Source organism: Mesorhizobium sp. M0088, assembly GCF_040322895.1.
GTDB lineage: Bacteria > Pseudomonadota > Alphaproteobacteria > Rhizobiales > Rhizobiaceae > Mesorhizobium.
In genome coordinates this window covers 64,757-79,713 of the sequence record NZ_JAMYUI010000010.1, presented here as the reverse complement: position 1 = coordinate 79,713, position 14,957 = coordinate 64,757, and the positions used below count along the sequence as shown (strand labels likewise).

Annotated in this window: 14 protein-coding genes; 4 read left to right on the top strand and 10 right to left on the bottom strand. The window is 63.9% G+C overall.

What is annotated here, in order from left to right; genetic code table 11:
* Position 1 precedes the first annotated feature (1 nt).
* Together NKJ67_RS13990 and NKJ67_RS13985 are read left to right on the top strand one after the other, a co-directional pair.
* Complete coding sequence (locus NKJ67_RS13990; RefSeq protein WP_352581684.1) at positions 2-382, top strand: hypothetical protein; 381 nt, start codon at positions 2-4, stop codon at positions 380-382.
* The gene (locus NKJ67_RS13985; RefSeq protein WP_127272287.1) at positions 379-1,641 is read left to right on the top strand and encodes a RhtX/FptX family siderophore transporter; all 1,263 of its coding nucleotides are present in this window, start codon (positions 379-381) and stop codon (positions 1,639-1,641) included. The genes NKJ67_RS13990 and NKJ67_RS13985 overlap by 4 nt, the downstream gene beginning before the upstream one ends.
* A 107-nt stretch (positions 1,642-1,748) precedes the next feature.
* On the opposite strand, the gene NKJ67_RS13980 is transcribed toward NKJ67_RS13985, so the two are convergent.
* Complete coding sequence (locus NKJ67_RS13980) at positions 1,749-3,188, bottom strand: DHA2 family efflux MFS transporter permease subunit (protein WP_256747207.1); 1,440 nt, start codon at positions 3,186-3,188, stop codon at positions 1,749-1,751.
* Positions 3,189-3,564: 376 nt separating this feature from the next.
* Here NKJ67_RS13980 and NKJ67_RS13975 point away from each other — a divergent pair, with 376 nt between their 5' ends.
* Complete coding sequence (locus NKJ67_RS13975) at positions 3,565-4,581, top strand: Zn-dependent oxidoreductase (protein WP_256747206.1); 1,017 nt, start codon at positions 3,565-3,567, stop codon at positions 4,579-4,581.
* A gap of 7 nt (positions 4,582-4,588) precedes the next feature.
* On the opposite strand, the gene NKJ67_RS13970 is transcribed toward NKJ67_RS13975, so the two are convergent.
* From NKJ67_RS13970 to NKJ67_RS13945, 6 genes are all read right to left on the bottom strand, one after another.
* Positions 4,589-5,293: a cyclase family protein gene (locus NKJ67_RS13970; protein ID WP_164895539.1), complete on the bottom strand. Its 705-nt coding sequence runs from the start codon at positions 5,291-5,293 to the stop codon at positions 4,589-4,591.
* Positions 5,290-6,228 carry an ABC transporter permease gene (locus NKJ67_RS13965; protein WP_352581683.1) on the bottom strand — a complete coding sequence of 313 codons (939 nt, stop codon included), beginning with the start codon at positions 6,226-6,228 and terminating at the stop codon, positions 5,290-5,292. Before NKJ67_RS13965 ends, NKJ67_RS13970 begins: the two co-directional genes overlap by 4 nt.
* Positions 6,225-7,130 carry an ABC transporter permease gene (locus tag NKJ67_RS13960; RefSeq protein ID WP_352581761.1) on the bottom strand — a complete coding sequence of 302 codons (906 nt, stop codon included), beginning with the start codon at positions 7,128-7,130 and terminating at the stop codon, positions 6,225-6,227. Before NKJ67_RS13960 ends, NKJ67_RS13965 begins: the two co-directional genes overlap by 4 nt.
* 61 nt (positions 7,131-7,191) lie before the next feature.
* The gene (locus NKJ67_RS13955) at positions 7,192-8,682 is read right to left on the bottom strand and encodes a sugar ABC transporter ATP-binding protein (protein WP_292135723.1); all 1,491 of its coding nucleotides are present in this window, start codon (positions 8,680-8,682) and stop codon (positions 7,192-7,194) included.
* Positions 8,683-8,695: 13 nt separating this feature from the next.
* On the bottom strand, positions 8,696-9,772 hold the full coding sequence (locus NKJ67_RS13950; RefSeq protein WP_128364341.1) for an ABC transporter substrate-binding protein: 1,077 nt from the start codon (positions 9,770-9,772) through the stop codon (positions 8,696-8,698).
* 62 nt (positions 9,773-9,834) lie between these two features.
* The gene (locus NKJ67_RS13945) at positions 9,835-11,082 is read right to left on the bottom strand and encodes an enolase C-terminal domain-like protein (protein ID WP_128309001.1); all 1,248 of its coding nucleotides are present in this window, start codon (positions 11,080-11,082) and stop codon (positions 9,835-9,837) included.
* 149 nt (positions 11,083-11,231) lie between these two features.
* Here NKJ67_RS13945 and NKJ67_RS13940 point away from each other — a divergent pair, with 149 nt between their 5' ends.
* Positions 11,232-11,993, top strand: coding sequence for a GntR family transcriptional regulator (locus NKJ67_RS13940; RefSeq protein ID WP_081738640.1), 762 nt, complete (start codon positions 11,232-11,234; stop codon positions 11,991-11,993).
* A gap of 129 nt (positions 11,994-12,122) precedes the next feature.
* On the opposite strand, the gene NKJ67_RS13935 is transcribed toward NKJ67_RS13940, so the two are convergent.
* Genes NKJ67_RS13935 through NKJ67_RS13925 form a run of 3 tightly spaced genes read right to left on the bottom strand, consistent with a single transcriptional unit; the run spans position 12,123 to position 14,955 of the window.
* Positions 12,123-13,001, bottom strand: a complete 879-nt coding sequence (locus NKJ67_RS13935; protein WP_127319829.1) for an SMP-30/gluconolactonase/LRE family protein — start codon at positions 12,999-13,001, stop codon at positions 12,123-12,125.
* A 47-nt stretch (positions 13,002-13,048) separates the two neighbouring features.
* Positions 13,049-14,011: a 3,5-dioxohexanoate:acetyl-CoA acetone transferase gene (gene kce, locus NKJ67_RS13930; RefSeq protein WP_352581682.1), complete on the bottom strand. Its 963-nt coding sequence runs from the start codon at positions 14,009-14,011 to the stop codon at positions 13,049-13,051.
* Positions 14,008-14,955, bottom strand: coding sequence for a 3-hydroxyacyl-CoA dehydrogenase (locus tag NKJ67_RS13925; RefSeq protein ID WP_352581681.1), 948 nt, complete (start codon positions 14,953-14,955; stop codon positions 14,008-14,010). The genes kce and NKJ67_RS13925 overlap by 4 nt, the downstream gene beginning before the upstream one ends.
* Between the last annotated feature and the right edge of the window lie 2 nt (positions 14,956-14,957).

The window sequence follows — 14,957 nt, the reverse complement described above, 5'->3', positions numbered from 1 at the left end:
GATGGTTCGTTTCGAGATGCACAAGGACGGCATCGTCGACCTGCGCCTCTACCCTCCGCACGCGGCAACCGACGAGGCCGACTACCTCGAGGCGCTCGACCGGATCGGCAACCTCGATGGACCCTATGCCATCGTGGTGGATATTGCCGGCAGCACTCATCTCTCCCGAGAGGGGGAAGTCCGTCAGGCCGCATGGGCCAAGGCCACGCGGCAGCGCATCTCCAGCGCATGCCGGGCCTTGGCACTGGTGCGTGACAATCCCAACCCACGATCGCGGCAATCGTTCGAGCGGCTCTGGGCTATTCCGGTCCACGTCACCAGCGACAGAGAGGAAGCGCGGCAGTTCGCCGCCAAACATCTCGACGAGGCAGTTCGGCCATGAGCGGGCTCGCATCCGAGACCATCAGCCGGCCGGCAGAGCGGCGGGATTGGCAGCGTTTGCGGCTGTTCGCCGTGCTGGCGGGTCTCTACCTCGCCCAGGGTATTCCGGGTTATCTCCTGGTCGCCGCGGTGCCGCCGATCATGCGCGAGCTTGGCGTGTCGAGAACGGCCATCGGCATGCTTGCCGTCCTGATGATCCCGCTGACGGTGAAATTCCTCTGGGCACCGCTCGTCGATCGGATCAGGCCGATGGCGATCGGGCACCGCCGCGGATGGATTCTTCCCACGCAGATCGGGACTGTGATCGCCATTGCGGCACTCGCCCTTGTGGAACCGACCAATCTGAAAGCCATATTCGCAATAGGTTTCGCGATCGCGGTGCTGACCTCGACGCAGGACATTGCAACCGACGGCTATGCCACGCTAGCCCTGAGGCAAGAGGATCGCGCCGTTGGAAACGCAATCCAGGGCGGAGCGGTCGCACTCAGCGTCATCGTCGGCGGCACCGTTTCCCTGCTTCTCTATGGCTGGGTCGGCTGGCAGGCGATGGTGCTGACGATCGCGGCGGTCTCAGCCCTGCCATTGATTGCGATCGCCTTTATGCCGGAGGACACCGCTACAAAAAACGCCGAACCGCGGGCGAAACCTTCGATCTCCAGCTTTCTCAAGCGCCCGGAAGCCGTGACCGTCCTGATGATCGCACTGACCTACCGGGCGAGCGAAGGGCTGGTGAAATCCATGGAGGGATCCTATCTCGTCGACGTCGGATTGCCGCTGTCGGCGATCGGATATCTGAGCGGTATTTCTGCGGCGACGGCCGGCATTGCCGGATCCTTCATAGCGGCCATGCTTGTTCGACGTTCCGGCGCCGGCCGAACGCTGCTGCTGCTCGGCGCCTTGCGCACGATCTGCTTCCTGTTGTTTGCCCTGCATGCGGCCGGCGAAATCACGGGCATATGGACTCTTTTGGGAGCGGCGGGGTTTCAGACCTTGATCCGCTATATGGAGATTGTGGCGCTCTACAGCCTGTTCATGGCGGTGTCATCGAAAGATCAGCCTGGAACGGACTTCACCATTCTGTCCTGCGCCCAGATCATCATCTACCTGATCGGCTCGATGATGGCCGGTGCGATCGCCGACCGCATCGGCTATGGCGCACTTTTCACCCTCTCGACGCTCGTCTCCGGTCTGGCCGTCGTGCTGACTGTTCACCTTCTTTCGCGGCTCTCGAAGAAAAGCGCGGGAGCGGACTTCGCCTGAAATTCCAGCATGGAAGACATCGAGCGCCACGAGCTGGTCCGGGCCGATTGGTGGCAGCCAGGCAGACAGGCGGGCTCGATGTCTCCAGGACAGCCGAAGGCGCGGCGTCAACGAGAATTTCGTGGTCGAACATGGCCGCTGACCTGCACGCCGTCCTCGGCACGCAGGTACAAGAAGCCGGGGACGGACAGCAGCGGGATGACCGCGGTCAGCAGGAACACCTGGTGGAAGCGTTCCGCTGTCACGATGTGGGTTTCTCCTGCGACAAGGCCCAGCACCATGGCGGCGATCGAAACGCCCAGGGAAACGCTGAGTTGCTGCAGGACGCCGCCGAGACTGGTGGCGCGGCTGAGCTTGTCGTCCGGCAGGTCGGCATAGGACAGCGTGTTGGAGGTCATGAACTGCGCCGACCGGATGACCCCGAAGACAAAGACGTAAAGGCCGATCATCCAGTGCGGCGTATCGGCTTCGATCAAAGCGAAGCCCCCGACAGCGGCGGAGCCGACCACCGCGCTGCCGATGAGCACGACATTGAAGCCAAAGCGCCGCAACAGCGGCGACAGCAGCGGCCGAATGAGCAAGGCGCCGAAGCTGCCGACGAATGTCAGCGAGCCCGAGGTGACCGGGCTCATGCCAAAGCCGACCTGCAGCATCAGCGGCAACAGGAAAGGCACGCCATTAAGGCCAACGCGGCACAGGCCGCCTGCGAGCGTACCGACCCAGAACGAGCGAAATCGAAACAGTGTCAGATCGACTGCCGGTGCAACGACGCGGCGCGCATAGCACCCGAAGGCGAGCAGCAGCAGGATCGCCGCGGCCAACACCAACGCTGTCGCCGAAACGGAGATGATCGGCCTCCCGATGCTTTCCAGCCCGAACTGCAGCAGCGCGACTCCGCATCCCACCATCAGGAACCCGGCGAAGTCGAAGCGCTGCACCGCCTCCTCGCGGAAATCGTCGACGAAGCGCAGCGCCGCCAGAATGCCGAGACAACCGAATGGCACGTTGACATAGAATATCCAGCGCCACGACGCGTAAGTGGTCAACAGGCCGCCGAGCAGCGGCCCGATCACCGGCCCCATGATGGCGGGCAAGGTCGTGTAGGTCATGGCGGTGATAAGCCCGCTGCGCGGAAAGCTGCGCAGCAGGATCAGCCGCCCGACCGGCGTCATCATGGCGCCGCCCAGCCCCTGCAGGGCGCGCATCGCCAAAAGCATGCCGAAACTGTTGGCCATGCCGCACAGCGCCGAGCCGAGGGTGAAGGTGAAAAGCGCCAGCGCGAACACTTTTCGTGCGCCGAACCTGTCGGCGAACCAGCCGCTGACGGGAATGAATACGGCCAGCGTCAGGATGTAGGTGGTGATCGCCAGGTTCAGCCTGACCGGCGTCGTGTCGAGGCTGCGCGCGATGGCAGGGATCGCGGTGGTGATGATGGTGGAATCGAGCTGCTCCATCAGAAAGGCGATGGCGACGATGATTGGAATAATCAGTCTCAGCCTCGGATCGCGCTCGGTGGCAAATTGAGGCTGTTCCAATGCTGTTGCCATTCCGTCATGCAGGCGGCTGCCCCATTCCAGATGGCGCGTCCGCGTTCAAAGGCAAGGTCGCCTTCCGTGCGGCAAGCCGGCCGAGGCCCCGATCGCACAGCCTGTCTTATGGTCCGACGGATAGGCAAGCGGTAGTCATTTCCTCCTTGATGGAAGTCAACAAATTTTGACTGCCCGCCCCTTCGAGAGGAGACCGGCAAGACAGCGCATTTGAGCGTCCAAACTGCGGACGCCAGGGCATTTGCGTTTCAGTGAACGCCCGTTCCGATTTCGTGTCGCAACGTGTCGGGTAAGAGGCTGTCTAACAGCCGCCATGAGCGCTTGACGAAACAGCGAGATTGAGCCACTTGTCGACTAGTATACAAGTGGTGAGGCCATGCTTGAAGTTCTCGTTCGCGCGCCGCAGTCGCTGGAAGTCCGGCAGGGCACGATACCCCAGCCCGGGGCAGGCGAAGTCGTCGTTCATGTCAGCCGTGCCGGCATCTGCGGCTCCGACATTCACATCCTCCATGGCTCCAATCCGTTCGCCGTCTATCCACGTATCATCGGCCATGAATTCGCCGGCACCGTAACAGCGCTCGGACGCAATGTGACCGGCATTGCGACGGGAGACCGTGTGGTGGTCGATCCCGTGGTGTCGTGCGGCCACTGCTATCCCTGCCGGGTCGGCCGCTCCAACGTCTGCGCCAACCTCGAAGTGATGGGCGTTCACCGCGACGGCGGTTTTCGCGCCTTCGTCGCGGTGCCGGCGGCAAATGTCATACCGGTTCCAAGGGATATGCCGTTTGGGCTGGCGGCACTGGCCGAGCCGTTTTCCATCGCCGCCAATGTGCTCGATCGTACCGGTTGCGGACCCGAGGACACGGTGCTGATCTATGGCGCCGGCACGGTCGGCGTCACTGTCCTGCAGGTCGCCAAGCTCAAGGGCGCACGCTGCATCGTTGCCGATATCGACGAAGCCCGCCTGGAGCGAGCGCTCCGCTTCGGTGCCGACAGGGTGATCCACTCCGTGCGCGATCCCGTGCCGGCCGCGGTGCGCGGTGAAAATGACGGTCTTGGCCCGACGCTGGTCATTGACGGCGCCGGCATTCCCGCACTTCTCGACGAGGCTTGCCGGCTGGCCAGCCCGGCGGGCCGCATCGGCCTGCTCGGCTTTTCGGACGCCCCATCCAACCTCAGCCAGCAGGAAGTGGTGCGCAAGGAACTGACCATCGTCGGCTCGCGCCTGAACCGCCGGCTGTTGCCGCGCGTCGTCGAATGGCTGGCCGACAAGCGGCTCGATCCGCAAGGCATGATCACGCAGGTGTTCGCGGCGGCCGATGCACGCGCAGCCTTCGACTTGATCGAGAAGGAACCGGAGCGAACGCTCAAGGTTCAGCTGGACTTCTCGTAAGCCGGAATTAGCCCTCGACCAGCGCGACGGCGCGCAGCGGTGATCCGGTACCGCCTTCGATCGCCAGCGGCAAGCTGATCAGGAAGCACCGAGGCGGCAAGTCACCAAGCCGTGCGAAATTCTCGCCGATCAGGATGCCGGCTGAAAGCAACGTGTTGTGCGCCGGGAAATCCTCGCTACCGAAACAATCGATCGACAGGCAGTCCGAGCCGACGATGCGCGCACCGCGCTCGACCAGCAATTCGCTTGCCTGCCGCGACAGGCCGGGCCAGTCGGCGAGAAATGTGGCCGGATCGTCCCAGAACCGGTCCCAGCCGAAATGGAAGAACACGGCGTCGCCCTGCCGTACGCGGCCCTGTTCGGCCTCGAAAGCGAAGATAGCATCCGGCTCGACCGCCTGCCGGGGCCGACAGCCACGGGCATCGATCGTCACCATGCGGCCGAAGAAACGCTCGACCGGAATGCCGGAGATGGCAGCACCGCCGCGGATGAAATGGACCGGCGCATCGAAATGCGTGCCGGTGTGCTCGCTCATGGCCAACGCATGGTTACAGGCGACGTCGCCGCGGTCATAGGATTCCACCATCTCCTGGCAATAATGCGGGTGCGTCGGCCACACCGGCATGCCGGGCTTCATCGGATGCGTCAGATCGACGAAGGAAACCGCCTCTGTTTCGAACAGCTTGGCGAGCGTGTCAGTGGCGGATGTCATCTGACGCGAGGCCTCGGCACGAGAGCGACGATCAGGATGATCAGCACGCCGGTCAAAAGGAAGCGCACGCCTGCCTGGATGCCAAAGGTGTTGAGCATGGTGGACATCAGGTTGAAGAACAACGCAGCCCCCCATATGCCGACCGCGTTGGCCTGCCCACCAGCGACGCTGGTGCCGCCAAGCACCACCACGGCGATCGATTCCATCAGATAGGCGTCACCCATGTTGAGTGCTGCCCCGCCGCTGAAGCCGGCAAGCAGGAAGCCGGCGAGCGCCGCCGCCGTGCCGCACAGCATATAGGCAATCAACCGCACCCGTGCGACGTTGATGCCGGCAAGCCGCGCCGCCGGTTCGCTCTGGCCGGTGGCTAGCACTTGCCGGCCCCAGACCGTGCGTTTGAGAGCGATCATGGCGGCCAGCGTCAGCAGCATCACCGCGATCGGCATGAATTGCACGCCGCCAAGGTTCATCGAGGTGAACCGGGAAAGGCCTGCCGGCGGCTTCAGCGTCGCCTGGCCGCCGAGATTGAAGGCAAGCGACTGGAAGACGAAGCTCCAGGCGAGCGTGGCGATGATCGGCGGCAGCCTGAGCGCGACGATGGCAAGGAAGTTCGCGGCACCCGCGACAGCGCCGACGGCAAGTGCTGCAAGCAGGCCAGGCAGCAGCATGCCGTCGGACCCTTGCATGACCGTCATCGACACATAGGCGGCCAGCGTCAGCACGGATGGCACGGACAGGTCGATATTGCCCGGCCCGGAAGCGACCACGAACATCTGCCCGGTTCCCACCACCACGCTGAAGGCACCGAAGGCGAGTGCGCCCGACAGCGTGGCGCCGGCATTGCCGATGCCCGAATAGGCTGTCGTCGCCAGCCACATTGCGAGCGCCACGATGAAGCCGTAGGTCCACGGCGCGAGGCTCAATCTCCGGGTCATCGCGTCCGCTCCGACAAAAGCACGCGCCCGGCCAGCACGAGAAACAGGATGACGCCCTGGGCGCCGATCTGCCATGTCGGCGGCACCTGCAGGAAGGACAGAAGCGAGCCCGCGAGCGACAGCGTCAGAGCGCCGACCACCGTGCCGACCGGCGATACGACGCCGCCGGTGAAGGCGCCGCCGCCGAGGATCACCGCGCCGACGCCGAGCAGCGTATAGGCCGGCGCGACATTGGCGTCGCCCGATGTGGTGAGGCCGGTCAGCGTCAGTCCGGCCAGACAGGCGAGCAGGCCGGCGGCGGCATAGACAGCGACGCGGATGCCGATAACGGACCAGCCGGCGCGCTCGACGGCCCGCGGATTGCCGCCGGCGCCGCGCAACACCACGCCATAGGAGGAGCGCGAGATGACGAGATGGCCGGCGAGCGCCGCCAGTACCGCCAGCCAGATCGACAGCGGCATCAAAGGCGGCTGCCAACTCATGAAGGCGGCAAGCCATGCGGGTGCCGAGCCACCCGGTGCCGGCAACAGGATCACGGCGATGCCGAGCCAGATGAAGGACATGCCCAGCGTCACGATGATCGAGGGCAATTGCCGTGCATGAATAAGCAGGCCGAAACCGGCATAGGCGGCGATCAGGACGATGTAGCACAGCGCCGCGATTGCCGGCGCGTCCCCGAGATAGAGCGCCGTGACGCAGGTGATCAGCCCGACAAAGGCGCCGTTCGACAGGTCGATGTCGCCCAGCATGATCACCATCATCTGCGCCAGCGCGGCAAAGACCAGCGGCACCGAGAGCTTGAACAGCAGATGGAAGCCGAAATAGCTCATCGCCGCCGGGCGGATGCTGAAGATGATGGCCAGCATAACCAGCAGCGCGATAGCCGGCAGGCCGACCTGCATGGCATTGAGCAAGGCCGAACGCGGATTGGAAGGAGAACGGGCCGGAACTCGGGCAGCCGCGTCAGACATGGTCGCCTCCGAACGACGCCTGCAGGATACGGCCGGTCTCGATGGCCTCATCTTCCAGCCTGGTCACGGCGCGGCCCTCGCGGAAGACATAGATGCGCTCGCAATTGGTCAGCTCTTCGAGTTCGGTTGTGTACCAGACGAAGGCGCGTCCGTTCTCGGCCTCCGCGCGGATCAGCCGGTAGACCTCCTGCTTGGTGCCGACATCGACGCCGCGCATCGGATCGTCGAGGAAGATCACCTCGGCGTCCGACGCCAGCGCACGAGCGAACAGCACCTTCTGCTGGTTGCCGCCGGACAGCGACATGATCGGCGTGTCGATCGAAGGCGCCTTTACCTTGAGCCGCTCCGACCAGGTCTCGGCCAGCTTGCGAGCGGCGGCGCCTGAAATCATACCGCCCCGCGTCAGCGCATTCAGGCTGCGGATGGTCAGATTGTCGGCGATAGACCACAGTGAGAACACGCCTTCAGAGCCGCGGTCGCCGGCAACATAGGCACCCGGCAAGGCCTCGCGCTGCCGGCGCGCGGCATAGAACATCGCGCGCAGCCGCTCGCGCTGGCCGTGGCCGTCGAGCCCGGCGAAACCGATGATCTCGCCCTTGCCGACTTCGATGGTCAGATCAGCGGTGTCGCGGCCGGCATGCCGGATAACCGGAGCTTGCACCGACGACGCCTTGCCTGCGGAGCGATCGCGGGGCCGCTCGATGCTGCCCATCAATTCGACAAGCGCGGCGCGCGACAGGCCGGCGGTCGCCCGCTCGGCGACGACCTTGCCGTCGACCATGACGACGGTGCGGTCGCAGACGGCGAGGATCTCGTTCAGTCGATGGGTGATCAGGATGCAGGCGATACCACGTCCGGCGGCACGACGAATGTGGGTGAGCAGTTGCTCCGTCGCCTCATGGCCGAGCGCCGAGGTTGGCTCATCGAGAATGACGGCGCGCAATTTGATGCTGGTCTGCGTGAAGGCGCGAGCGATCTCGACCATCTGTCGCTCGCCGATCGGCAGGTCGGCGACCTTCCTGTCGAGGTCGATTCCGTGGCCAGGGAAGATCTCGTCCAGCACCGGACCGATTACCTGGCGCGCGCGCCGCCGCCAGCCCAACCCACGCAAGGACCTGTGCACGATGCGGGTGTTTTCCGCCGACGTCAAATTGGCGCAGAGCGACAGTTCCTGAAAGATACAGCGCAGACCGGCCTGCTGGGCACTGGCCGCACTCCAGGCACCGATCTCACGTCCGCCGACGCGAAAGCTGCCGCTGCTGCGCTCGATGGTGCCGGCCAGCACGTTCATCAGCGTCGACTTGCCGGCGCCGTTGTGACCGACCAGGCCAACGACCTCGCCGGGGTTCAGATGAAAATCCACGCCGCCCAAGGCATGCACGGCATCATAGCTCTTGCGGACATTGCCTACCTCGACAAGAGGGCTGTCAGCATCGCCTCTCTCTGCTGCGTCCTTTTTGGGCGACGTGGGATCGTTCATCATTCGGCCATGCTGCTCATTTCGGCGCGGGTACGCCGGGCAGAGGTTCTTTCTTTACGTTGGCGTCGATGATCTTGGCCACCAGCTCCTGCGGATATTCGGCATTGACAACGCCGCCTGCGGGAACCGTCTTCAGCCAGGCGTCGAGGTCAGGCTGATTGATCTGCAGGAGCGGCACCTCGACGAATTTCGGCACCTGCTTGCCGGCCAGGATCTGCTGCGCGACCCAGAACGCGACCTGCGAGACGCTGGGCGTGGCGCCCAGCGAGAAAGTTTCGTAGCCGCCGGCATCATGCTCCTGCTTCCACAGCGCCAATTCGTCCTGGCGGTTGCCCATGATGATGATCGGCAGCGGCCGGTTGGCGGCCTTGAATGCCTGCGCCGCGCCATAGCCGTCGCCGCCCTGCGTCAGCACCGCATCGACCTGAGGCAGCGACGGCAGGATGCCCGACACTTCCTTTTGTGCCACGGTCGCCGTCCACTGGCCATAGACCTCGCCGACAGCCTTGTAGCTGGCGTGCGCCTTCATCGCCTTCTCGACGCCCTCATGCAGGCGCTTGTCGAAACCGTCGCCGGCCATACCGCGGATCTCGAGGATGTTGGCCGGTTTGTCGCCGAGCTTGCTGGAGATGAAATCCAGTTCTGCCTTGGCATAGGAGTCAAGGTTGTAGTCGACGACATAGGCGCAAGGCTCGGTGACGCCGCTGGCGAAGGCAACGACCGTGATACCGGCATTGCAGGCATCCTTGATGGCGCCGTTGAGTGCGGTGTCGGAGCCGGCAAGGACGATGATCGCGTCGTAGCCCTGCAGGATCAGGTTCTCGATCTGGCTGGCCTGTTCGGTCACCGAATTGTTCGAGCTGACGACGGCTGTTGCGGCGACCTGCTTGTCGGCCACGGCCTTGGCGCCCATTTCCTCGAAGCTCTTTATCATCACCTGGCGGAAGGAATTGCCGGCGTAGGAATTGCTGAAGGCGATCTTCTTGGCCGAAGTGTCGCCCTTGGCGACGCCGTCATCGGCGCGCGCGTCCAGCGTTGCAAAGCTGGTGCAGCCGAGCATGGCTGCAAGGAATAAGGCTGTGGTCCTGCTCATTGTTGTTCTCCTCCGGTTGAAAGTCATAGCGTCCTCCCGCCGATCCTTTCGAACGAAAAATGTCAGCCCAGCCCGAGATCGGGCACGGCATCGTTCAAATGGTCGGCGAAACTGGTGTTGGGCAGCAGCGGATACCAGCCCGGACGGCCAGGATCGCGGTCGTAGGCGTAGCCGCCCAGCGAGCGATAGAGCTCGGCATAGGTTGCGAGTTTGTCGCGATCGAGCTCGACACCGAGGCCCGGTGCCTCCGGCACCGCGATCGCACCATTCTCGTAGCGCATCTTGCCGCCGACGATGATGTCGTCGGCAAGGTGGTGGTAATGCGCGTCGGCGGTGAAGACGAGGTTGGGCAGCACAGCGCCAAGATGCAGCATGGTGGCGAGCTGGATGCCGAGTTCGCCAGAGGAATGCACGGCAATGCCCAGGCCGAACGTGTCGCAGATCTGCGCCGCGCGCACGCAGGCGCGGATGCCGCCCCAGAAGGTGGTGTCGAGCAGGATTACGTCGACCGCAGGATCGCGCACATTGGTGGCGAGCTGTTCGAAATCGATGACGATGGTGTTGGTGGCCAGCGGGATGGAGAGCTTCTCGCGCAAGCGGCGCATGCCGGCAAGGCCCCAGGTCGGGTCCTCGAAATAGTCGTTCCTGAGATCGGAGATGGCTTGGCCGAAACGCAGCGCCTCTTCGACCGACAGGGCTGCGTTCGGATCGTAGCGCAGTGTGTCGGCAGGAAATTCGGCGGCGAGCGCCCTGAAACATTCCAACTCGTAGTCGGGGTGAAACACGCCGGCCTTGAGCTTGTGGGCGTGAAAACCATGCTCGGCCTTGAGCGCGTGGGCATGTTCGAGCAATTGATCGATGGTGCGGACCTCGCCCTTGCCGCTGCGGCGGTCGGCATAGCGAAAGAACAGATAGGAAGCAAAGCCGATCCGGTCGCGCACACGCCCGCCAAGCAGTTGGTAGACCGGCACGCCGAGCTTCTTGCCGATAATGTCGAGACAGGCGAATTCCAGCGCTGCGTGGAGCTGCGTGCGATTGTTGTAGAGCGACGCCGTCGGATTGCAGATGGCGTAGCGCATGCGGTTGAGGTCGAAGGGATCGTGGCCGACAAGGTAGGATTTCAGCCCGGCGAAAGCGAGTTCGGCGCCGGCGCCGCCGCCGCCCATCTCGCCGAGCCCAACAATGCCTTCGTCGGTCTCGACCTCGACCACGGTGCGGACAAAGCGTCCCCAATGCGTACCGTTGCTGTGCCGCAATGCTGCTTCCAGCGGAACGGTGATGGTGGTCGCCTTGATGTCCGTGATCTTCATGCCGGCTCCTCTCCCCTGGCCTACCGGCGTCATACACACTACCATGGTAGTATGTCAATACAGCGTCAATCCTGCTTGCCGCTTGAGTTGGGGCGTGCGCAGTGTCATGACCGGAGCAGTGCAGCGCCATTCACAGCAACGGATTCGTCATGGGGACCAAGCTTTCGGGAGCGACCAGATTTTCAGGCAATGCTGCCAGGCTGAAAAACGCCGGTCAGCGCGAACCCTCGCGGGTTCTGGAGCCGGTCAACAATCGCATGCCGATCTCACCGCAGATCTACGAGCGCCTGCGCCGCGCCATCACGACGCTGGCGATGTTGCCGTCGGAAGCGCTCAGCGAACAGGACCTTGCCCAGCAGCTCGGTGTCAGCCGTACACCCGTGCGCGAGGCGCTGATCCGGCTTGCCGATGAAGGGCTGATCGACATCCTGCCGCAACGCGGCAGCTTCGTCGCGCCGATCCGGCTAAGTGACGTCGAGGAAGCGCAGTTCATTCGCGAGGCGCTTGAAGTCTCCGTCGTGCAGAAGCTGGCCGGACACGGTTCGAGCGCCTTCATCGCGGCAGGCAGGGTGAACCTTGCCCAACAGGCCAAGGCAGTGGCCGAGGGCGACCGCGAGCTGTTTCTTGAGCTTGACGAGGGCTTCCATCGCAGCCTTTGCGAAGAGGCCGGCCTGCCCAAGAGCTGGCGGGTGATCCAGGTGGTCAAGCTGCAGATGGACCGTGTGCGCTATCTGAGCCTGCCCGAACCCGGCCACCTTGAAACGCTGCTCGCTCAGCATGTGGCGATCTTTGAGGCTGTGGAGACCGGCGAGGCAAAGCAGGCAGGCGCGCGTATGGCGGCGCATTTGCGCGAAGTGCTCCGCACGGTTCAACGGCTCAACGTGGCCCGCCCGGACCTCTTTGGCCAATGAGCCATTGACCGCTCATTGTGCCATTGGGTGAAGAGCAGCGCCGCGGACGTGCTGCCACATTTTTGATGAGGAATTCCTGCGCGCCAAGGCCTGATCCGCGTATGCTACGGGCGCTTCGCTTGCCTGGCGTCAACCGCCGAAGCGCGGCTCCGCGACGCCCGTGATGCCAAGGCCCGTGATGGCGAACAGACTGCCGCGCAAAACGCCGTCGCCGGGAAAACGCGGCAGCGGCGGCTTGGCCATCGAGGTGACGTAGAGGGTGTCCAGCTTCGGCCCGCCGAACATGACGCTGGTGATCTTCTTGACCGGCATATCGATGACGCGGTCGATGCTGCCATCGGGCGCATAGCGCACCAGTCTTCCGTCATAGACCAGCGCATTCCACAGATAGCCCTCGGCATCGACGGTCGAGCCGTCCGCCGCACCGCCCCGGCTGGTGTCGACGCGCACGAAGGTGCGCCTGTTGGTGGCGGCACCGGTCGCGATGTCGTAGTCGTAGGCCCATATCTCGCCGGTCCAGGTGTCGGCGAAATAGAAGGTGCGGTCGTCGGGGCTCCAGCATGGACCATTGGAACAGATGATGCCGGAATCGATCCGGGTGACGGAGAAGTCCGGATCGAGCCTGTAGAGCCCGCCGGACGGCCCCTCTTCCATCGTATCCATGGAGCCGGCGAAGAAACGGCCGTACCGGTCGACCTTGCCGTCGTTGAGCCGGTTCATCGGCTTGTCCGGCTCGGGATCGTGGATCAGCGTCACATCGCCGGAGGCGAAATCGAGCAGATGGAAGCCGCGCTGCAGCGACACCACGGCGCCGCTGCCATCCTTACGCAGCGCCATCGAGCCGATCTTCATCGGCACGTCCCATGACCGGATCTCGCGTCCGTCGGCGGTCGCCCGAAACACGCGCCCGTCGAAGCTGTCGATCCAGTAGAGTCGTTCCTGTTCGACGTCCCACAGCGGCCCCTCGCCCAGTGTGGTCTTCACGTCCACCACGACTTCGATCTTCATGCCGTCCTCCTCCGTTTTTGCGTCTCGCGGCGATTGCTCGGGCCGCCTCAGAAAGCGACCTTGTCGCCGCCTTTCAATGACAGGATCTGGCGTGCCTCGTCGGGCGTCGCGACCTCCATGCCGAGCCCTTCGATGATCTTGCGGGCCAGCAAGACCTGCTCAGCGTTCGATTTGGCAAGCTTGCCTTTGCCAGCCCACAGACTGTCCTCCAGCCCGACGCGGATGTTGCCGCCAAGCGCTGCCGATTGCGCGGCGATGCGGAGCTGGCTGGCGCCAGCGCCGAGAACCGACCAGCGGAACTGGTCGCCGAACAGCCGGTCGGCAGTGCGCTTCATGTGGGCGACGTCTTCGGGATGGGTGCCGATACCACCGAGCAGTCCGAACACCGACTGCACGAAGAAAGGCGGCTTCACCAGTCCGCGGTCGGCGAAGTGGGAAAGGTTGTAGAGATGGGCGATGTCGTAGCACTCGAACTCGAAACGCGTGCCGTTGTCGTAGCAGGTCGCCAGGATGTACTCGATGTCCTTGAACGAGTTGCGAAAGACGAGGTCGCGGGTCGCTTCCAGATGCGGCTTTTCCCAGTCGAACTTGAAAGTCTCGTATTTGTCGGCGAGGTGATAGAGCCCGAAATTGATCGAGCCCATGTTGAGCGAGGCGACTTCCGGTTTGAACTGGGCGGCCGGGCGCACGCGCTCCTCGACCTTCATGTACGGGCTGCCACCGGTGGTGATGTTGATGGCGGCGTTGGTGCCTTGCTTGACGCGCGGCAGGAAGCGAGCGAAGGCCTCCGGCGTCTGGTCGGGCTTGCCGGTTTCCGGATCGCGCGCATGCAGATGCAGGATTGCGGCACCGGCTTCGGCAGCCGCGATCGCCTCCGAAGCGATCTGGTCTGGCGTGATCGGCAGATAAGGCGACATCGTCGGCGTGTGGATGGCACCTGTCACCGCGCAGGTGATGATGACCTTGCCCCTGGTCTGCGCAGCACCTGGCTTGCGGCTCGTTTCTATCATTGTCCGTACTCCTGGTCCGATTTTTTCTTGTGTGCCGCCAGCGCCATCAGCCGACGATCACGCCATACCTGCCGTTCGCCGAGGCTTTGCTGTGGCAGTCGCTTGCGGCGATCAGCCTCGACCGTGTCGATGACCTTGCCGGCCCAGTCGACGCGTCGCTGCGTCTGGGGAAAGATGTTGGAATAGATGCCCTGATAACGCTCGACATAGTCGCGCACGCCGCCAGGCGCATTGAGATCGATGGTCTCGAATGGACCCATGAACGACCAGCGCAGCGCCAGCCCGTCGCGGATGCCGATGTCGACATCCTCGACACTGGCGTAGCCGTCGGCGACAAGCCGGAAAGCCTCCTCCAGCAATGCGCCTTGCAGGCGGTTCATGATGAAGCCGTCGAGTTCGCGGTTCATCACCAGGGGCGCATGACCGGCGTCAATGAGGAAGGCGCGGGTTGTCTCGACCGTCTCGGCGGACGTCCATGGCGCCGGCACGATTTCGGCCGCCGGAATGAGATAGGGCGGGTTGATCGGATGCACGACCAGACAGCGATGCCGCCCTTGCAGATGGTCGGTGAATTTCGACGGCAACAGCGCCGAGGTGGAACTGGCGATGACTGTCCGCGGATCGGCAAGGCTGTCGATCAGCGAGAACACCTCCCGCTTCACCTCGAGGTTTTCAGGCGTGTTCTCCTGGATATGGACCGCACCAGCCAGCGCCTCTGCCAGCTCGGCGACAATGGTGATCCGACCGAGCACGGTGTCGATCGCCTGTCCCCGCAATAGGTCGTTCTGGGCGAGATCGCCGAGCACGCCGGCAATGTAGTCGCGGGCGCCACCCGTGGCAGTGGGCAACTGGTCCCACATCCGCACGTCATGGCCGGCGCGGGCAAAGCTGATCGCCCAGGCCCGCCCGATGAACCCGCTTCCGACAATTGCGACATTGGCCATGG

Coding starts and splice junctions, on each gene's coding strand:
- NKJ67_RS13985 (WP_127272287.1), top strand. CDS start 379: ATGAGCGGGCTCGCATCCGAGACCATCAGCCGGCCGGCAGAGCGGCGG.
- NKJ67_RS13940 (WP_081738640.1), top strand. CDS start 11,232: ATGGGGACCAAGCTTTCGGGAGCGACCAGATTTTCAGGCAATGCTGCC.
- kce (WP_352581682.1), bottom strand. CDS start 14,011: ATGATAGAAACGAGCCGCAAGCCAGGTGCTGCGCAGACCAGGGGCAAG.
- NKJ67_RS13935 (WP_127319829.1), bottom strand. CDS start 13,001: ATGAAGATCGAAGTCGTGGTGGACGTGAAGACCACACTGGGCGAGGGG.
- NKJ67_RS13980 (WP_256747207.1), bottom strand. CDS start 3,188: ATGGCAACAGCATTGGAACAGCCTCAATTTGCCACCGAGCGCGATCCG.
- NKJ67_RS13975 (WP_256747206.1), top strand. CDS start 3,565: ATGCTTGAAGTTCTCGTTCGCGCGCCGCAGTCGCTGGAAGTCCGGCAG.
- NKJ67_RS13925 (WP_352581681.1), bottom strand. CDS start 14,955: ATGGCCAATGTCGCAATTGTCGGAAGCGGGTTCATCGGGCGGGCCTGG.
- NKJ67_RS13960 (WP_352581761.1), bottom strand. CDS start 7,130: ATGCAGGTCGGCCTGCCGGCTATCGCGCTGCTGGTTATGCTGGCCATC.
- NKJ67_RS13950 (WP_128364341.1), bottom strand. CDS start 9,772: ATGAGCAGGACCACAGCCTTATTCCTTGCAGCCATGCTCGGCTGCACC.
- NKJ67_RS13945 (WP_128309001.1), bottom strand. CDS start 11,082: ATGAAGATCACGGACATCAAGGCGACCACCATCACCGTTCCGCTGGAA.
- NKJ67_RS13970 (WP_164895539.1), bottom strand. CDS start 5,293: ATGACATCCGCCACTGACACGCTCGCCAAGCTGTTCGAAACAGAGGCG.
- NKJ67_RS13965 (WP_352581683.1), bottom strand. CDS start 6,228: ATGACCCGGAGATTGAGCCTCGCGCCGTGGACCTACGGCTTCATCGTG.
- NKJ67_RS13990 (WP_352581684.1), top strand. CDS start 2: ATGGTTCGTTTCGAGATGCACAAGGACGGCATCGTCGACCTGCGCCTC.
- NKJ67_RS13955 (WP_292135723.1), bottom strand. CDS start 8,682: ATGATGAACGATCCCACGTCGCCCAAAAAGGACGCAGCAGAGAGAGGC.